13 protein-coding genes are annotated in these 14,665 nt (G+C 73.8%); 12 read left to right on the top strand and 1 reads right to left on the bottom strand.

What is annotated here, in order from left to right; all coding sequences use genetic code 11:
* Positions 1-3 precede the first annotated feature (3 nt).
* Entirely contained in the window at positions 4-1,809 is a 1,806-nt protein-coding gene (locus tag ACIQOU_RS19965) for a DUF4157 domain-containing protein (RefSeq protein ID WP_401538087.1), read from the bottom strand.
* Positions 1,810-2,059: 250 nt separating this feature from the next.
* Between ACIQOU_RS19965 and ACIQOU_RS19960 the strand changes: the two genes are divergently transcribed.
* The 12 genes from ACIQOU_RS19960 to ACIQOU_RS19905 all read left to right on the top strand — a co-directional run bounded on the left by ACIQOU_RS19960 (position 2,060) and on the right by ACIQOU_RS19905 (position 14,577).
* Positions 2,060-3,619 carry a phage tail sheath family protein gene (locus tag ACIQOU_RS19960; protein WP_401538086.1) on the top strand — a complete coding sequence of 520 codons (1,560 nt, stop codon included), beginning with the start codon at positions 2,060-2,062 and terminating at the stop codon, positions 3,617-3,619.
* 34 nt (positions 3,620-3,653) lie between these two features.
* Positions 3,654-4,094, top strand: coding sequence for a phage tail protein (locus ACIQOU_RS19955; protein WP_401538085.1), 441 nt, complete (start codon positions 3,654-3,656; stop codon positions 4,092-4,094).
* Positions 4,091-4,591: a hypothetical protein gene (locus ACIQOU_RS19950; RefSeq protein ID WP_401538084.1), complete on the top strand. Its 501-nt coding sequence runs from the start codon at positions 4,091-4,093 to the stop codon at positions 4,589-4,591. The genes ACIQOU_RS19955 and ACIQOU_RS19950 overlap by 4 nt, the downstream gene beginning before the upstream one ends.
* Complete coding sequence (locus ACIQOU_RS19945) at positions 4,588-4,746, top strand: DUF6760 family protein (RefSeq protein ID WP_189151611.1); 159 nt, start codon at positions 4,588-4,590, stop codon at positions 4,744-4,746. Before ACIQOU_RS19950 ends, ACIQOU_RS19945 begins: the two co-directional genes overlap by 4 nt.
* 4 nt (positions 4,747-4,750) lie before the next feature.
* Positions 4,751-8,092, top strand: a complete 3,342-nt coding sequence (locus ACIQOU_RS19940) for a hypothetical protein (protein ID WP_401538083.1) — start codon at positions 4,751-4,753, stop codon at positions 8,090-8,092.
* Positions 8,093-8,133: 41 nt separating this feature from the next.
* Complete coding sequence (locus ACIQOU_RS19935; protein ID WP_401538082.1) at positions 8,134-8,559, top strand: phage tail protein; 426 nt, start codon at positions 8,134-8,136, stop codon at positions 8,557-8,559.
* A 64-nt stretch (positions 8,560-8,623) separates the two neighbouring features.
* The gene (locus tag ACIQOU_RS19930) at positions 8,624-9,346 is read left to right on the top strand and encodes a LysM peptidoglycan-binding domain-containing protein (protein ID WP_401538081.1); all 723 of its coding nucleotides are present in this window, start codon (positions 8,624-8,626) and stop codon (positions 9,344-9,346) included.
* Complete coding sequence (locus ACIQOU_RS19925) at positions 9,343-11,169, top strand: VgrG-related protein (protein ID WP_401538080.1); 1,827 nt, start codon at positions 9,343-9,345, stop codon at positions 11,167-11,169. Before ACIQOU_RS19930 ends, ACIQOU_RS19925 begins: the two co-directional genes overlap by 4 nt.
* 117 nt (positions 11,170-11,286) lie before the next feature.
* The gene (locus ACIQOU_RS19920) at positions 11,287-11,622 is read left to right on the top strand and encodes a PAAR domain-containing protein (protein WP_401538079.1); all 336 of its coding nucleotides are present in this window, start codon (positions 11,287-11,289) and stop codon (positions 11,620-11,622) included.
* Positions 11,622-12,044, top strand: a complete 423-nt coding sequence (locus tag ACIQOU_RS19915; protein WP_020938511.1) for a GPW/gp25 family protein — start codon at positions 11,622-11,624, stop codon at positions 12,042-12,044. The genes ACIQOU_RS19920 and ACIQOU_RS19915 overlap by 1 nt, the downstream gene beginning before the upstream one ends.
* On the top strand, positions 12,044-14,008 hold the full coding sequence (locus ACIQOU_RS19910; RefSeq protein ID WP_401538078.1) for a putative baseplate assembly protein: 1,965 nt from the start codon (positions 12,044-12,046) through the stop codon (positions 14,006-14,008). The genes ACIQOU_RS19915 and ACIQOU_RS19910 overlap by 1 nt, the downstream gene beginning before the upstream one ends.
* Positions 14,005-14,577, top strand: a complete 573-nt coding sequence (locus ACIQOU_RS19905) for a phage tail protein (RefSeq protein ID WP_401538077.1) — start codon at positions 14,005-14,007, stop codon at positions 14,575-14,577. Before ACIQOU_RS19910 ends, ACIQOU_RS19905 begins: the two co-directional genes overlap by 4 nt.
* The last annotated feature ends 88 nt before the right edge of the window (positions 14,578-14,665 follow it).

Raw genomic sequence — 14,665 nt, 5'->3', positions numbered from 1 at the left:
CGGTCAGGAGGAGTCGACGGACATCCGGTCGCTGAAGTCCCCGTCCGAGCTGCGGTCCTGAGAGCCGAACTGGATCGTCGCGAACGGCTCACCCGGCGACGGCAGTTGCTGGGAACCCTGCGACGACATGTCGGTGTCGGACTCGCTGCTGGAGCTGGAACTCATGTCACTGTCCGGAGCCGGCGCCGGAACGTCGTCCAGCGTGTAGGTCGCGCCCGCGCCGCTGCCGTTCTTGGTCACCCAGCCCGCGTCGATGTACGCCTTGATCAGCTTGTCCCGGCGGTCCTTGGGGAAGTCGCTGCGGGTCATGCCCTGCTTGTGGGCGGCGGCGGTGCTGGTTCCCGCGCCCGGGGTCTGGCCCTGGGCGCTGCTCTCCTCGTAGTCCTCGTAGGCGAGGAAGGTGGCCTTGTCCTCGGAGAGCGCGGCCAGCGCGAAGTTCTGCATCTGGTCCTCGGTCAGCGTCGTCTGGCCGTTCAGCGCGTCCTTCGCCTCCGTGTAGAACTCCGCGACGTCGCTCGGGTCGCGGCCCACCCGGATCAGGTCGTTGGTGTCGGGCGCGTTGGACCAGGTGTCGTAGGCGGCGTTGTCGAGGTAGATCTCGATGCTGACCGGGATCATCACCCGGTGGTAACTGCCCTGGTTCGCGGCGTAGTTGACCTCGAAGCGTAGGTTGCCCGTGGCGATGCCGGTCAGCGCCTGCTCGATGCGGCGCCACATGCCGGTGCCCTGGTTCAGGGACCACTGCGGGACGATGTTCTGGGTGACGTCGCTGCCGCCGACCTCCAGGCCCATGACATGGCCCCGGTCGAAGCCGGCCCCGCCGAACAGGTCCTTCCACACCATGGCCTCGGTGGGGGCCCCGCGCTTGCCCATCTTGTCCTTGTAGGCCGCGTGGAGCTTCTTGACCGCGATCGGGTTCGGCGCCGCCGCCCGGCCCGCCGTGCCCGTCGGCGCGATGGGTCCCGTCACCCGGCTGGGGCGCTCGATGAGCAGGTCCCGCGCGGGCTCGGCGCCCTCCCGGCTGGGGTTGTAGTGCGTCACGACCGCGTTCTCCAGCACGCTGGCGCTGGCCCGCTGAACCGTTTCCTCATGCGCGCACCCCGGGCCGTGCTGGTGCGCCACCGGCCCCGACCCCGACCCCGACTCCGATTCCGGCCCGGACTCCGGCAGTCGTTGCACCGTGGAGCCGGGTGCGGGTGCCCCTTCCTCCGGGCGTCGCTGCACGTCGGGCACCGGGCCCGACATGACCTTGTGCGCGTTGGCCTCGGCGGCCCGCTCGAACCTGTCGGAGGGGTCGGAGACCTTCAGGCCGTCGCCGCGATCGGTGCCGGAGACCGGGCCCTGGCGCTGCTGGACGACATGGGTGAGTTCATGGGCGAGGGTGTGCTTGTCGCGGCCGCCGTCGCCGATCACCACGTTGTCGCCCGAGGTGTACGCGCGGGCCCCGACGGCACGGGCCGAGCGGGCGGCGGCCGCGCCGGTGTGCAGCCGTACCGAGGAGAAGTCGGCGCCGATCCGCGCCTCCATCTCCTGGCGCACCCCGCCGGGCAACGGCTTGCCCCCCGATCTCAGGACGTCCCGCACCCCGGTGTCCGCCTGCTGCGGCGCGGCCGTGGGGCGCACCCGGCGGGCGATCATCTCGGTGGCGGCGGCGTTGCCCGCGGACCGCTGCACCGCGTTCAGCGCGGCGGCGGTGAGCGGCGGCGGCACGGCCGCACCGGTGCCGGACGCCTCGCGGCGGGCACCGGCCCGGCCGCCCGACGGCTGCCGCTCCTCGGCGCTCTCGCCGCGCTGCCTGGACGTGCGCATTCCGCTGCCTCCTCGTCGCCACCGACCTGGCCCTCCAGAAGATCGCGCGGGCAACCGGAGTGTCCAGGTCCGCACGGGCAGCGCGAGGGCAACCGCAGGTGGCGCCCGGACGGCCGGTGCGGGGCGTCCGGAAAGGCAGCCGTCCTGCCCCCGGTCAGGTCCGAACGTCTCTCCCGCCACCGCGCACCCGCACCGAAGACTCGCCCTGGACACAGGCGTACCCGCACGGATCGTGAAGAAGGAGCCCAGCATGCCGACGTACCTCACCCCGGGCGTATACGTGGAGGAGGTGCAGTCCGGTGCCCGACCGATCGAAGGGGTGGGCACCGCCGTCGCCGCGTTCGTGGGATTCGCCGAGCGCGGCCCCTTCCACGCCCCGACGCTGGTCACCAGCTGGGACCAGTACTCCCAGACCTTCGGTGGCTTCACCGAGGGCACCTACCTCGCCCACGCCGTCTACGGCTACTTCTCCAACGGCGGCGGCGCCGCGTACGTGGTGCGCATCGGTGGGTCCGCGCAGGACACCTCCGCCCCGGCGGCCGGTGGCGGGCGGCGCGCCGACGCCAAGGCCGTCGAGTCGGTGGAGCTGGGCGGCTTCCTGGTCGCGGCCAAGCCCGGCGTCTCCGGCGTCTCGGTGGAGATCGCCGAGGTGGACGGCGAGAACCCGCCCGAGGACCGCTTCAAGGTCCTGGTCCGCCAGGGCGACCAGGTGGTCGAGACCTACGAGGCCTCCACCCGCAAGAACGTCAAGGGCTACCTGGTCAGCCAGGTCCGCGCCTCCAAGCTGATCGACGTCACCGAGCAGCGCGGCGCCACCCAGACCAAGCCCCCCGCCCAGACCGTCGCCCTCCCCGGCGCCCCGCAGCCGCCCGCCGCCTCGGACTCCGGCGAGGTGGCCCGGCTCGACCCCGCCGAGTACGTCGGTGACGCGGCCGCCCGCACCGGGTTCGCCGGACTGGAGTCGATCGACGAGATCACCATGGTCGCGGTGCCCGACCTGATGAGCGCCCACCAGCGCGGCGACATCGACGCCGAGGGCGTGCGCACCGTGCAGCTCGCCGTCATCTCGCACTGCGAGCAGATGGGCGACCGGGTCGCCGTCCTGGACACCCCGCCGGGCCTCTCCGCCCAGCAGGTGCGCGCCTGGCGCAACGACGAGGCCGGCTACGACTCCCGTTACGCCAGCCTCTACTACCCGTGGGTGCGGGTCTTCGACCCGGCCGCCGGGCACAACACCACCGTCCCGCCCAGCGGCCACGTCGCCGGGGTGTGGGCGCGCAGCGACGCCGAACGCGGGGTGCACAAGGCGCCCGCCAACGAGGTCATCCGCGGCGCGGTCGACCTGGAACTCCGGCTCAGCAAGGGCGAACAGGACCTGCTCAACCCGATCGGCGTCAACTGCGTGCGGGCCTTCCCCGGCCGGGGCATCCGGATCTGGGGCGCCCGCACCCTCTCCTCCGACCCGGCCTGGCGCTACCTGAACGTGCGCCGGCTCTTCAACTACCTGGAGGAGTCCATCCTGCTGGGCACCCAGTGGGTGGTCTTCGAGCCGAACGACGACCGGCTCTGGTCCAGCATCCGGCGCAACGTCACCGCGTTCCTCACCGAGGAGTGGCGCCGGGGAGCCCTGTTCGGCCGCACCGCCGAAGAGGCGTTCTACGTGAAGTGCGACCGCGACAACAACCCGCAGGAATCCATCGACCAGGGCCGGGTCGTCTGCGAGATCGGCGTCTCGCCGGTCAAGCCCGCCGAGTTCGTGGTGTTCCGGCTGGCCCAGTTCTCCGACACCACCAGCCTCATCGACGAGTGACCCGCGGGTCAGCAAGGAAAGGTGACAGACAGTCATGGCAACGGGCGATGCGCTTTCCACCCATGTCTTCGGCGTCCAACTCGGCGGCTACCTCGTCGAGTCGATCCAGGAGATCAGCGGACTGACCGTCGAGGAGGAGGTCGTCGAGGTCAAGCAGGTCAGCGCCGAGGGCAAGCAGATCATCCGCAAGCAGCCCGGCGCCCGGCAGGCCGGTGAGATCACGATCACCCGGGGGCTCGACCAGAGCAGCGAGTTCACCAGCTGGATCAAGGAGACCCTCAACAACGGCGCGGTCAACTCCGCCCGCCAGAACCTCACCATCGAGATCAAGGACACCGAGGGCAACACGGTGCGCCGCATCCAGCTGATGCAGGGCTGGGCGTCCAAGTGGGAGGGCCCGTCGCTGAAGGCGGGCGAGTCCTCCCCGGCCACCGAGTCCGTCACGATCGTGTTCGAGGAGATCGTGGTCGAATGAGGCGTCGTACGGTCACGGCGGGCAACCTGGAGGAGATCCTCCAGGCGACGGCGCCCGCCCAGCCTGCGGAGCAGCAGGCGGCGGCCACCCCGGCCGCCGCCCCGCCGCGCCGCCGGGAGGACCACGGGCTGCGCACGGAGTTCGAATTCGAGCTGCCGCGCGGCTACGTGGACGAGGAGGGCACGGTGCACCGGCACGGCGCGATGCGCCTGGCCACCGCCCGCGACGAACTGCGCCCCCAGATCGACCTGCGGGTCAAGGAGAACCCGGCCTACCTCAGCGTGGTGCTGCTCAGTCAGGTGATCACCCGGATCGGCGCGGTCACCGATGTGCACGCCGGGGTCGTGGAGCGGATGTACGCCACCGACGTCGCCTTCCTCCAGGACTTCTACCGCCGCGTCAACAGCGAGGGCCACACCCGCGCCGCGGTCACCTGCCCGCACTGCGAGGGCGACTTCGAGGTCGACCTCTCGGGTGGGCGCCTGGGGGAATCGTGACGTACGCCCTTCCCCGGCTCCGGGAGGAGATCGCGTACATCGCCTACCACTTCCACTGGCGGCGCGAGGAGATCCTCGACCTGACCCACGACGAGCGTCGGCAGTGGGTCGCCGAAATCGCCCGTATCAACACCCGCGTGAACGAAGGCGGTTGAGCACATGGCATGGCGGGACAGGCTGCGCCGCCGGGCCCCCGCGCCGGATGCCGGGGACCGTCCGACGACGGCCCCCACCGGCGCGACCCCGGAGGCCGACGCCGACCCGGGTTCCACCGTCCCCGGCGACTGGGACGGCGGCTGGCGCCGCACCGCGCCCCCGCGGCTCACGGTGGCCCGGTCCCCGCTCGGGGTGAGCGACGGCCTCGTCTTCCGCTCGGGCCTCACCTCCTGGCAGAACCCGTCGTTCGACTCGGGACTCGGCCACGCCGTGCTCCCGGCGGCCCCGGCCGGTCTGCTGCGCGGCGTCGCCCGCCCGGCCACCCCCCGCTCCACCCAGGTCGGCGGCGGCCCCCTGCTCCTGCGCGCCCTGCGCCCCGAGGGAGCGGCCGACCTCCCCTCCCCGGCGACAGAACAACCTCCCCGCGACCTCCCCAACACCCCTGCCCGCAACGGCCGTTCAGCCGACGCCGCCACCCGGGCCCCCGACCTCACCGCCACCGCGTCCCCCGCCGTACTCCCCACCCCCACCCCCACCCCGGCCCCGCCCGTCCAACGGGCCGTGTCCCCCACGGAGCACCGGACGCCACCGGCCCCACCGATCCCGCTGGTCCGACGCGTCACGGCGCTCCCGCCCACGCCCGGCCCGACTCTCCGGGGTCGAGGCGAGCAGGGGGCGCCGACCCCTGCCGTTCAGCGCGCGACGGAGCGAGGCGGCCGACAGGAGACACCTCCCGGGACCGTGCCGCGCACGGCGACTCGGCCCGCGCAGGGAGACGGCACGTCACAGGCGTCCGCCCCGGCCGTGCGGCCCCTCCCGGTGAGCCGCTCCCTGACCGCGGCCCGCCGCACATCCGGCCCGGTACGCCGGGTCACCGTCCTGCCGCCCAGCACCCCGGCCCCGGTGCAACGCGCCACCCCGGCCGAACCGCCGTCCCCGGCACCGCCGTTGACGCCGGACGAGGTCCCGGTGCGCGGCGGCCTGGACGTACAGCTGTCCGCGCTGCCGCCGAGCACGCAGACACCGGGCGCTGAGACACCGGGTGGTGCGGCGCCCGCTCCGAGTGCCGTTCCCGGCCCGGCGATGCCCGTGGTGCAACGGCAGGCGGACGGCACGGCCGAGGTGGCTGATACGGGCGGGTCTGCTGAGGTGCGGCGGTCGGGTGGCTCGGGTGAAGAGCGGCGCTCCGGCGGCACGGCTGCCGTTCAGCGGTCGCAGGGTGACGCCGGTTCACCGTCAACTGACGTGTCTGGCAAGGGCGTTGACCGCAGTGCCGGTACGCAGGAAACGGCTCCGCCCGCCTCGGGCGGTGACAGCGGTGCCGGTGCCCGGGTGCGGGGTGGGCTTGGTGCGCCGATGTCCGCGTTGCCGCCCAGCACCGAGGTGCCCGGCCCTGCGGCGCCCGCTCCAGGTGCCGTTCCTGGCCCGGTGCTGCCGGTGGTGCAACGGCAGGCCGACAGCACGGCGGAAGTGTCCGGCTCGGGCGGCCCGGCTGAGGTGCGGCGACCGGGTGGGTCGGCTCCCGTTCAGCGGTCGCAGAGTGACGCCGGTGTGCGGTCAACGGACGTGCACGGCAAGGGTGTTGACCGCAACGCCGGTGCGCAGCCAACTGGCCTGCCGGGCAAGGGCGTTGACCGTAGCCCCGGTTCGCAGTCAACGGACGTTCCTGGCAAGGGCGTTGACCACAGCCCCGGTGCGCAGGGAACGACCCCGCCCGCCCCCGGCGTCGGCAGCCGTGCCGGTGCTCGGGTGCGGGGTGGGCTTGGTGCGCCGATGTCCGCGTTGCCGCCGAGCGCCGAGGTGCCCGGCGCCGCGACCCCCGCTCCGGGTACCGCACCCGGTCCGGTGATGCCGGTGGTGCAGCGCCAAGCCGACGGCACCGCTGACACCCCGCGCCCGCAGGGAACGGCTCGCCCCTCTCCGGGCGCCGGTGCTCGGGCCCGGGGTGGGCTCGGGGCGCCGATGCCCGCGTTGCCGCCCAGCGCCGAGGTGCCCGGGGCGCCCGGCGTGCCCGCTCCGGCCGTGCAGCGGGCCCCGGCCCGAAAGGACTCGGGGTCCCCGGCAACTCCCTTGCCCTCGAAGGGCGTTGGTGGGCAGCCGTCCTCCAACCCGCCCTCCGACTCGCCCTCCAAGTCGGCCCCCGGTTCTTCGCCCGGTACGCCCTCCGGTGCCTCCTCCGGTGACGGGGCGGATGCGCCGCTGCTCGGTGCGGATGCCGTCGTTCAGCTCGCGGGGGACGCGCGGGCCGGGGGCGGCGCGGGGGAGTACGGGGCCGAGTCCGCGACGCCGTTGGTGGCGCCGTTCGTCGCCCAGCCTTCGGCTGTCGGGAACCCGGAAGGCGCCGGGGGAGACGGGCACCCCTCGTCCGGCGGGCAGCGGCCCGGCACCAGGCCCGGTGGGCAGCGGCGGTCCGGCGTTCCCGGCTCGCCGGGTCCGGTCGTCGTCGCCCGCACCGTGGCCGGGGTGAGCGAGCGCGCCCGGTCCCAGGGCGCGGACCCGGTCACCGGAACCCGTCCCGCAGCGCACCTCGCCCCTGCGGCGCAGCGCACCCTGCACCTCCTCCCCGTCCGTCAACTCGCCCTGAGTACAAGGGACTCGGAAGGCGCGGCGCCTCCTGTCGTCGCCCGTTCCGGTGGGCGGCCGGTCGTGGCGGCGCGTTGGCCGGGCGGACCGGTGCCGGGTGACGTGTCGGGCGGGAGTGCGCGTCCGGTGCCGGGTCCGTCGCCGGTCGCTGCGGCCTCCCCGCCCGAACGCCCCCCGACCGTTCAGCGGGCCGTGGCCGGGCCGTCGGCCGGGGCAGCGGGGCCGGGTGCGGGAACAACGGGCGGCTCCCCGGGCGCCGTTCGGCGGGTTCCCGTCGTGCGGCCCGCGTCGCCGGGGCAGGGCGCGCCGCCCACCGTTCAGACCAGGGCGTTGCCGGTCACCGCGCCGCAGGCGCCGCCGCTCGCGGACCGGCCGCCCCACGCACCGGCGCCCGCGGAACCCGTCCCGGTCGTGCTGCCGGTGACCGTGCGGGCGGCGACCCCGGTGCAGCGGGACGTCTCCGACACGACCGGTGCCGGGCTGCTCATGGGCGGCGGGATGAAGAAGAAGACACCACCCGCGCCCCCGCCGTCCGCCGCCGGGGTCCTCATGGGCGAGCCCGCCAAGGGCGGCCCGGCGTCCGGCCGTTCGCGCGCGGGCACCGGCAAGGGCGCGGAGCGGCGCGAGCAGCCGGCGCCGGACGCCGGACTCGACCTGGACGACCTGGCGCGGCGGCTGCTCGACCCGATGGCCCGGCTGCTCCGCACCGAACTGCGGCGCGGCCGGGAACGCACCGGACGCCCCTACGACGGACGCCGCTGAGGGCGTGGATGTGAGCTTCATATGGAACGGATGACGGACGGATGACCGACAACATCTTCGCCACCAGCGTGTTCTTCCGGCTGGCCATCGGAGGCGACGACCTGGGCGCCTTCCACACCTGCTCCGGCATGGGCGCCGAGGTCGAGATGGAGAGCTATGCCGAGGGCGGCAACAACGAGTTCACCTGGCAGCTGCCGGGCCGGGTGACCTGGTCGAACATCACGTTGACCCGGCCGGTCACCGCCGACACGGCGAAGATCGCGCGCTGGCTCGACGAGACGCTGAAGCAGGTGCGGCCCAAGGACGGCGAGATCGTCGCGCTGAAACCGGACCTCACCCGGATCATCAGCTGGCAGGTCTCCGGGATCGTCCCGGTGCGCTGGCAGGGGCCCTCCTTCGACCCGTCCAGCTCGGTGGCGGCGGTGGAGACCCTGGAGATCGCCCACCAGGGCCTGCGCCCCTCCTGACCCCCGCCCCCTCCCCTCCGTTCGCCTCTGTCCGCCCCCCCCTTCCAGGAAAGGAGGTCCCGCGATGTCCTCAGTGGTCCGCTCCAGCAGGACCAGGGCCCAGCTGACCCTGAAGGAGCCCCCGACCTCGGTCGGCGCCAAGCCAGGCAGCACCGTCGCGCAGCTCGACCTCCAGTTCAACCCCTCCACCCTGCGGCTCGGCAAGACCACCGAGTGGCGGCGCACCCCGTCCCGGATGGCGGGGGAGTCGGCGCTGCCCGAGTTCGTCGGCAGCGGCCCGCGCACCCTGAGCCTCGAAGTGTTCCTGGACGCCACCGCCACCCACGACGACTCCGTGGAACAGGCGGTCAAGAAGCTGATGAAGGCATGCGTGCCGACCCCGGCCAGCCTCGGCCGCAAGAAACCCGCCAGCCCCTGGGTGCGGTTCGAATGGGGCACCGCCCAGACGACGTCGTTCGACGGCGTGCTCACCAGCCTCGCCGTCTCGTACACGCTGTTCGACGTGGACGGCAGGCCGCTCAGGGCCACCTGCGACCTCTCCATCGAGGAGGCCAGCGTCGACCCGGCGGGCCAGAACCCGACGTCCGGCGCCCGCACCGCACGCAGCACGCACACCGTCGTCGCGGGCGACAGCCTGGCCCTGCTGGCCTGGCGGGAGTACGGCGACGCGACGGCCTGGCGGGTCATCGCCGAGGCGAACGACATCGACGACCCGATGGCGCTGGCACCCGGCACCGAACTGGTGGTGCCGGGGCTGCGCGACGAGGGTGCCGAGGAGGAACGGTGACCACACCCGAGGCGCGCGGCGGCCGGTCGTTCGCGGCGGACCCCGTCGTGGAGACACCGGGCGAACTCCCGCAGATCTGGGCCGCCCAGCTGATGAGCTGCGTCGTCGACGAGAACGTCGGCCTGCCCGACGCGGCCGTCCTCACCTTCCGCGACCCCGACCACGAGTTCCTCCAGGCCACCGGCATCACCATCGGCACCCCGCTGCGGGTCTCCGTGGTCACCGTCTCGGGCCAGGCCCGCGAACGGCTCTTCAACGGCGAGGTCACCGGCATGGAGGTCGACCGCGACACCACCGGCTCCTTCACCGTGCTGCGCGCCTACTCCAAGGCGCACCGCCTGCAACGGGGCCGCAAGGTCGTCGCCTACCGGAACATGACGGCCGCGGCGATCGTCCGCAAGGTCGCCGCCGGGGCCGGGCTCGCCTGCGGGACCGTCGAGGCCGCGCCGGTCACCTACCAGCAGCTCTCCCAGGCGAACGTGTCCGACTGGGACTTCCTCCAGTTCCTGGCGGGCGAGAGCGGCGCCCAGGTCCGCGTCGACGACCAGGGGACGCTCCAGTTCACCCGGCCCGAGAAGGCGTCCGGCGCGCCCGCGCCCTCCACCCCGGCCACCCAGAACCCGATGGTCCTGGAGTACGGGCGCAACCTGCTGGCGCTGCGGGCCTCCCTGTCGGCGGCCGACGGGGCCTCGGAGGTGGAGGTGCGCGGCTGGGACGTCACCACCAAACGCCGGCTCGTGGCCAAAAAACCGGCGGTGACCAGCGACACCGTGATGCCGGGGCTCAGCCCCCAACTCGCCGCCCGGTTCGGCACGTCGGCCAAGGTGACCGTCACGGACACCCCCTACCGCACCCAGGCCGAGACGACCGCCGTCGCCGGCGCCGTGGCCGACCAGATCAGCGCGGGATTCGGCGAGTTGGAGCTGCTGGCCGAGGGCAACCCCCGGCTGCGGGCCGGCAAGCCGGTGGCGCTCGGCAACGTCGGCCAGGCCTTCTCCGGCAAATACACGACGACGGCCGTGCAGCACGTCCTCGAACCGCACGGCGGCTACCGCACCACGGTGTGGGTCAGCACCAGCCCCGACCGCTCCCTGACCGGCCTGGTCACCGGCGCCAACGCACCGGGGCGCGGCCCGCGCATGCCGGGCCTGGCCATCGGCGTGGTGACCGACGTCCGCGAGACGGGCGGCGCCCAGAGGGGCGGGGTCCGCCTCACGTTCCCCTGGCTGGACGACACCTACGTCACCGACTGGGTGCGCACCGTGCAGTGGGGCGGCAAGGGCGGCGGGGGAGTGTTCAGCCCCGAGGTCAACGACGAGGTCCTGGTCGGCTTCGAACAGGGCCTGCTGGACAGCCCGTACGTCATCGGCGGCCTCTACAACGGCGTCGACCAGCCGTCCCCGCACGACGTCCCGCTCATCGACTCGACCACCGGACGCGTCAACCGGCGTTCCCTGGTCTCCCGTTCGGGACACCGGGTCGAACTGCTCGACGCCCGCTCACCCGGCCGCTCCGGCGTCCGGCTCAGCTCGGCCGACGAACGCCTGGAGGTGTTCCTCGACAACCGGCGCGACCGCATCGAGCTGACGGTGTACGCCGGGAAGAGCCGCCAGAGCCTCACCTCCGTCGTGCTCGACACGAAGGGCATCACCCTGGACGCCGGACGGGGCGACGTGAGCGTCTCCGGCCGGAACGTCGACATCCAGGGCCGGGTCGGCGTGAAGATCGGCGGCCGCGACGTCACCGTCAACGGCGCGTCGGGCGTCACCGTCGACGGCGGCCTCCTCGCCGTCCTGAAGGCCAAGCTCATCCGCATCAACTGACGCCCACCCGACGACCGTTGGCCCGGATGGCCAAGGCCGACCCGATCAACTCGCCCCGACCTCACCGCCGTTGCCCAAGTCCCTTGCCCCGCGCGACCGTTCCCGAAGGAGCACCGCATGCCAGCCGCAGCCCGTACCGGTGACCCCACCAACCACGGCGGTGTGATCGCCCTGCCGACCGGACCCGCCGCGCGGGCGGTGCTGACCGTGCTGATCGGCGGCCGTCCCGCCGCCGTGACCACCGGCCCCACCGGCCCGGGCAGCGTGCACACCTGCGTGATCCCGCCGCACGCGGTGGCCTCGGCGGTCAACGTGATCCTGCCCAACCCGGCCGCGGCCGTCCGGGGCCAGGTGCTGATCGGCGGGCTGCCCGCCGCGCGGCTGGGCGACAAGACCACCTGCGGCGCGATGATCAGCCTCGGCGCCCTGAACGTCCAGATCGGGGGCGTGTGATGAGCGAGCGGTTCATCGGGCGCGGCTGGGGCTTCCCGCTGCGGGTCGGGCCGACCGGCGGGATCGGCATGGTCGAACGCGAGCAGGAGATCGAGGAGGCCATCCGGCTGGTCCTCGGCACCGCGCCCGGCGAACGCCCGATGCGCCCCGAGTTCGGCTGCGGCATCCACGACTACGTCTTCGCCCCCGGCGACGGCGCCACCGCCGGACGCATCGCCCAGCAGGTCCGCGAGGCCCTGGAACGCTGGGAGCCGCGCATCGCCGTGGACGACGTGGTCGTCGCCTTCGACGCGATCGAGGACGGCACCCTCTACATCGACGTGCACTACACGCTGCGTTCCACCAACGACCGGCGCAACCTGGTCTTCCCCTTCTACACGATCCCCTCCGAGGAGGGGGCCGAGGAATTGGTCGCCGACTGATGGCCCTGCCCTCCCCCAACCTGGACGACCGCCGCTTCCAGCAACTCGTCGACGAGGCGAAGCGGTATGTGCAGCAGCGCGCCCCGGAGTGGACCGACCACAACGTCTCCGACCCGGGCGTCACCCTGATCGAGACGTTCGCCTACCTCGTCGACCAGCTGCTGTACCGGCTCAACCGGGTGCCCGACAAGAATTACAGCGCGTTCCTCGACCTCCTGGGCATCCGCCTCTTCCCCCCGGCGGCGGCCGGTGCCGACGTCGACTTCTGGCTGTCGGCGCCGCAGACCGACACCGTGGTGCTGCCCGCCGGGACCGAGGTCACCACCGTGCGCGGCGAGAGCGAGGAACCCCCGGTCTTCGCCACCACCGGCGAACTGCGCATCGTGCCCAGCGAGTTGACGCACCTGCTGACCGCGCCCCGCACCGGCGAGCAGGCCGACCGGACCCGGGACATCGCCGAGAACCGTGACGTGCCGTGCTTCCAGGCGGCACCGGAACCGGGCGACGCGCTGCTGTTCGGCCTGCCGACGGCGGTGCCTCGCTGCATCCTCGCCGTCCACCTGGACAGCCGCGTCGAGGGCGTCGGCGTCGACCCCCGCCAGCCCCCGCTGGTGTGGGAGGCGTGGGACGGCGGCGGCTGGCGGCGCTGCGAGACCGGCGAGGACACCACCGGCGGCCTCAACCGCCCCGGCGAGGTCATCGTCCACGTCCCCGCCACGCACACCGCGTCGGTCATCGGCGACACCCGGGCGGGCTGGCTGCGCTGCCGCGTCACCGAGGCGGAGCCAGGCCAGCCGTTCTACTCGGAGTCCCCGACCGTGCGCGAGGCGGCCGTGTTCACCGTGGGCGGCACCATGTCCGTCGAGCACGCCGAGACCGTCACCGACGTGCCGCTCGGCACCTCGGAGGGCGTCTCGGGGCAGACGTTCCGGATCGGCCGCCCGCCGATCCTCCTCGACGGCGGCCCCCCGGTGGTCGAGGTGTCCTCGGCCGACGGCTGGCAACGCTGGGAGGTCGTCGAGCACTTCGGCCGCTCCGGGCCCGACGACCGGCATGTGCGGGTGGACGTCACCGACGGCGAGTTCAGCTTCCCGCCGGTGCTGCGGGAACCCGACGGCACGCTGCGCCGGTGCGGCGCGGTGCCGCCCAAGGGCGCCCAGATCCGGGTCGCCCGCTACCGCACCGGCGGCGGCCCGGCGGGCAACGTCGCGCGCGGCACCCTCTCCGTGCTGCTCAGCTCCGTCCCCTACATCGCGCAGGTCTCCAACCGGGAGGCGGCCCGTGGTGGCGTCGCGGGCGAGACCCTCGACAACGCCAAACTGCGGGCACCCGAGGCGCTGCGCATGCAGGAGCGCGCGGTGACCGCCGAGGACCACGAGATCATCGCCCGCCAGGCGGCGCCCTCGGTCCGCCGGGTCCGCTGCCTGCCGGCCGCGACCGGTGCGGGCGCGGTGCGCGTCCTGGTGGTGCCGGACGCGGTCGCCGACGAGGGCGACGACCGGCTCCGCTTCGAGCAACTGATCCCGTCCGAGCAGGTGTTGGAGGCGATCACCACCAGCCTCGACGAACGGCGTCTGATCGGCACCCGGGTCCTGGTGGAGCCGCCCGTCTACCAGGGCGTCACCGTGGTGGCCCGGCTCGCGGTGGCGCCCGGCGGCGACCCCGACGCGGTCCGCGACGCGGCGCTGGCCGCGCTGTACCGGCACCTCAACCCGCTGCGCGGCGGACCCGACGGGAGCGGATGGCCGTTCGGGCGGCCCGTGCAGTACGGGGAGATCTTCGGCGTGCTGCAACGCGCCACCGGCAACGCCCTCATCGAGGACATCCGGCTGTTCCCGGCCGACCCGGTCACCGGGCGCCGGGGCGGGCCCACCGACCGGATCGACGTGGCGGCGGGCGCGCTGGTCTTCTCCTACCAGCACCAGGTCGTCGTCACGCCGGTCGAACCGGAGGCGCGCGGATGAGCCGGGCCGCCGTCCCCGGCCTGCCGAGCCGCTACCCGATCGGCGCGCAACTGCCCGCCCTCTACGCCGACGACGACTTCGCGCAACGGTTCACCTCCGGCCTCGACACCGTCCTCGCCCCGGTGTTCGCGACCCTCGACAACCTGCCCTCCTACCTCGACCCGCGGCTCGCCCCGGCCGACTTCCTGGCCTGGCTGGCGTCCTGGGTGGGCGCCGACGACGATCCCCGCTGGCCCGTCGAACGGCGCCGCGAGGCGGTCGGCCGCGCCGTCGAACTGCACCGCTGGCGCGGCACCCGGCGCGGTCTCGTCGAGGCCCTGCGGCTCGCGCTCGGCGCCCACGCGGAGGTCCGCGACGGCGGCGCCGCCCGCTGGTCGAGCACCCCCGACGGCGACCTGCCGCCCGAGCCGTCCGGCGACCCCGTCGTGCTGGTCTGGCCGGACCCGACGCGCGGGGACACGCGGCTGGACGCACACCGGGTCCGCGAGATCGTCCGGGCGATGTGCCCGGTCCACACCGTCTGCCGGGTGGAGATCCTGCCCGGCCCACCCGCCGACGAAGGGAGGTGACGTCATGCGCGCGTGTCCCGCCTGCGGGGCGTCCAACGGCCCCGGAGACGACTTCTGCGGCAACTGCGGCACCTACCTGGGCTGGTCG

Origin of the sequence: Streptomyces sp. NPDC091279, from assembly GCF_044757465.1 — a bacterium.
GTDB lineage: Bacteria > Actinomycetota > Actinomycetes > Streptomycetales > Streptomycetaceae > Streptomyces.
The sequence above is the reverse complement of the archived record's forward strand: the minus strand, read 5'-3'. Positions and strand labels throughout refer to the sequence as shown.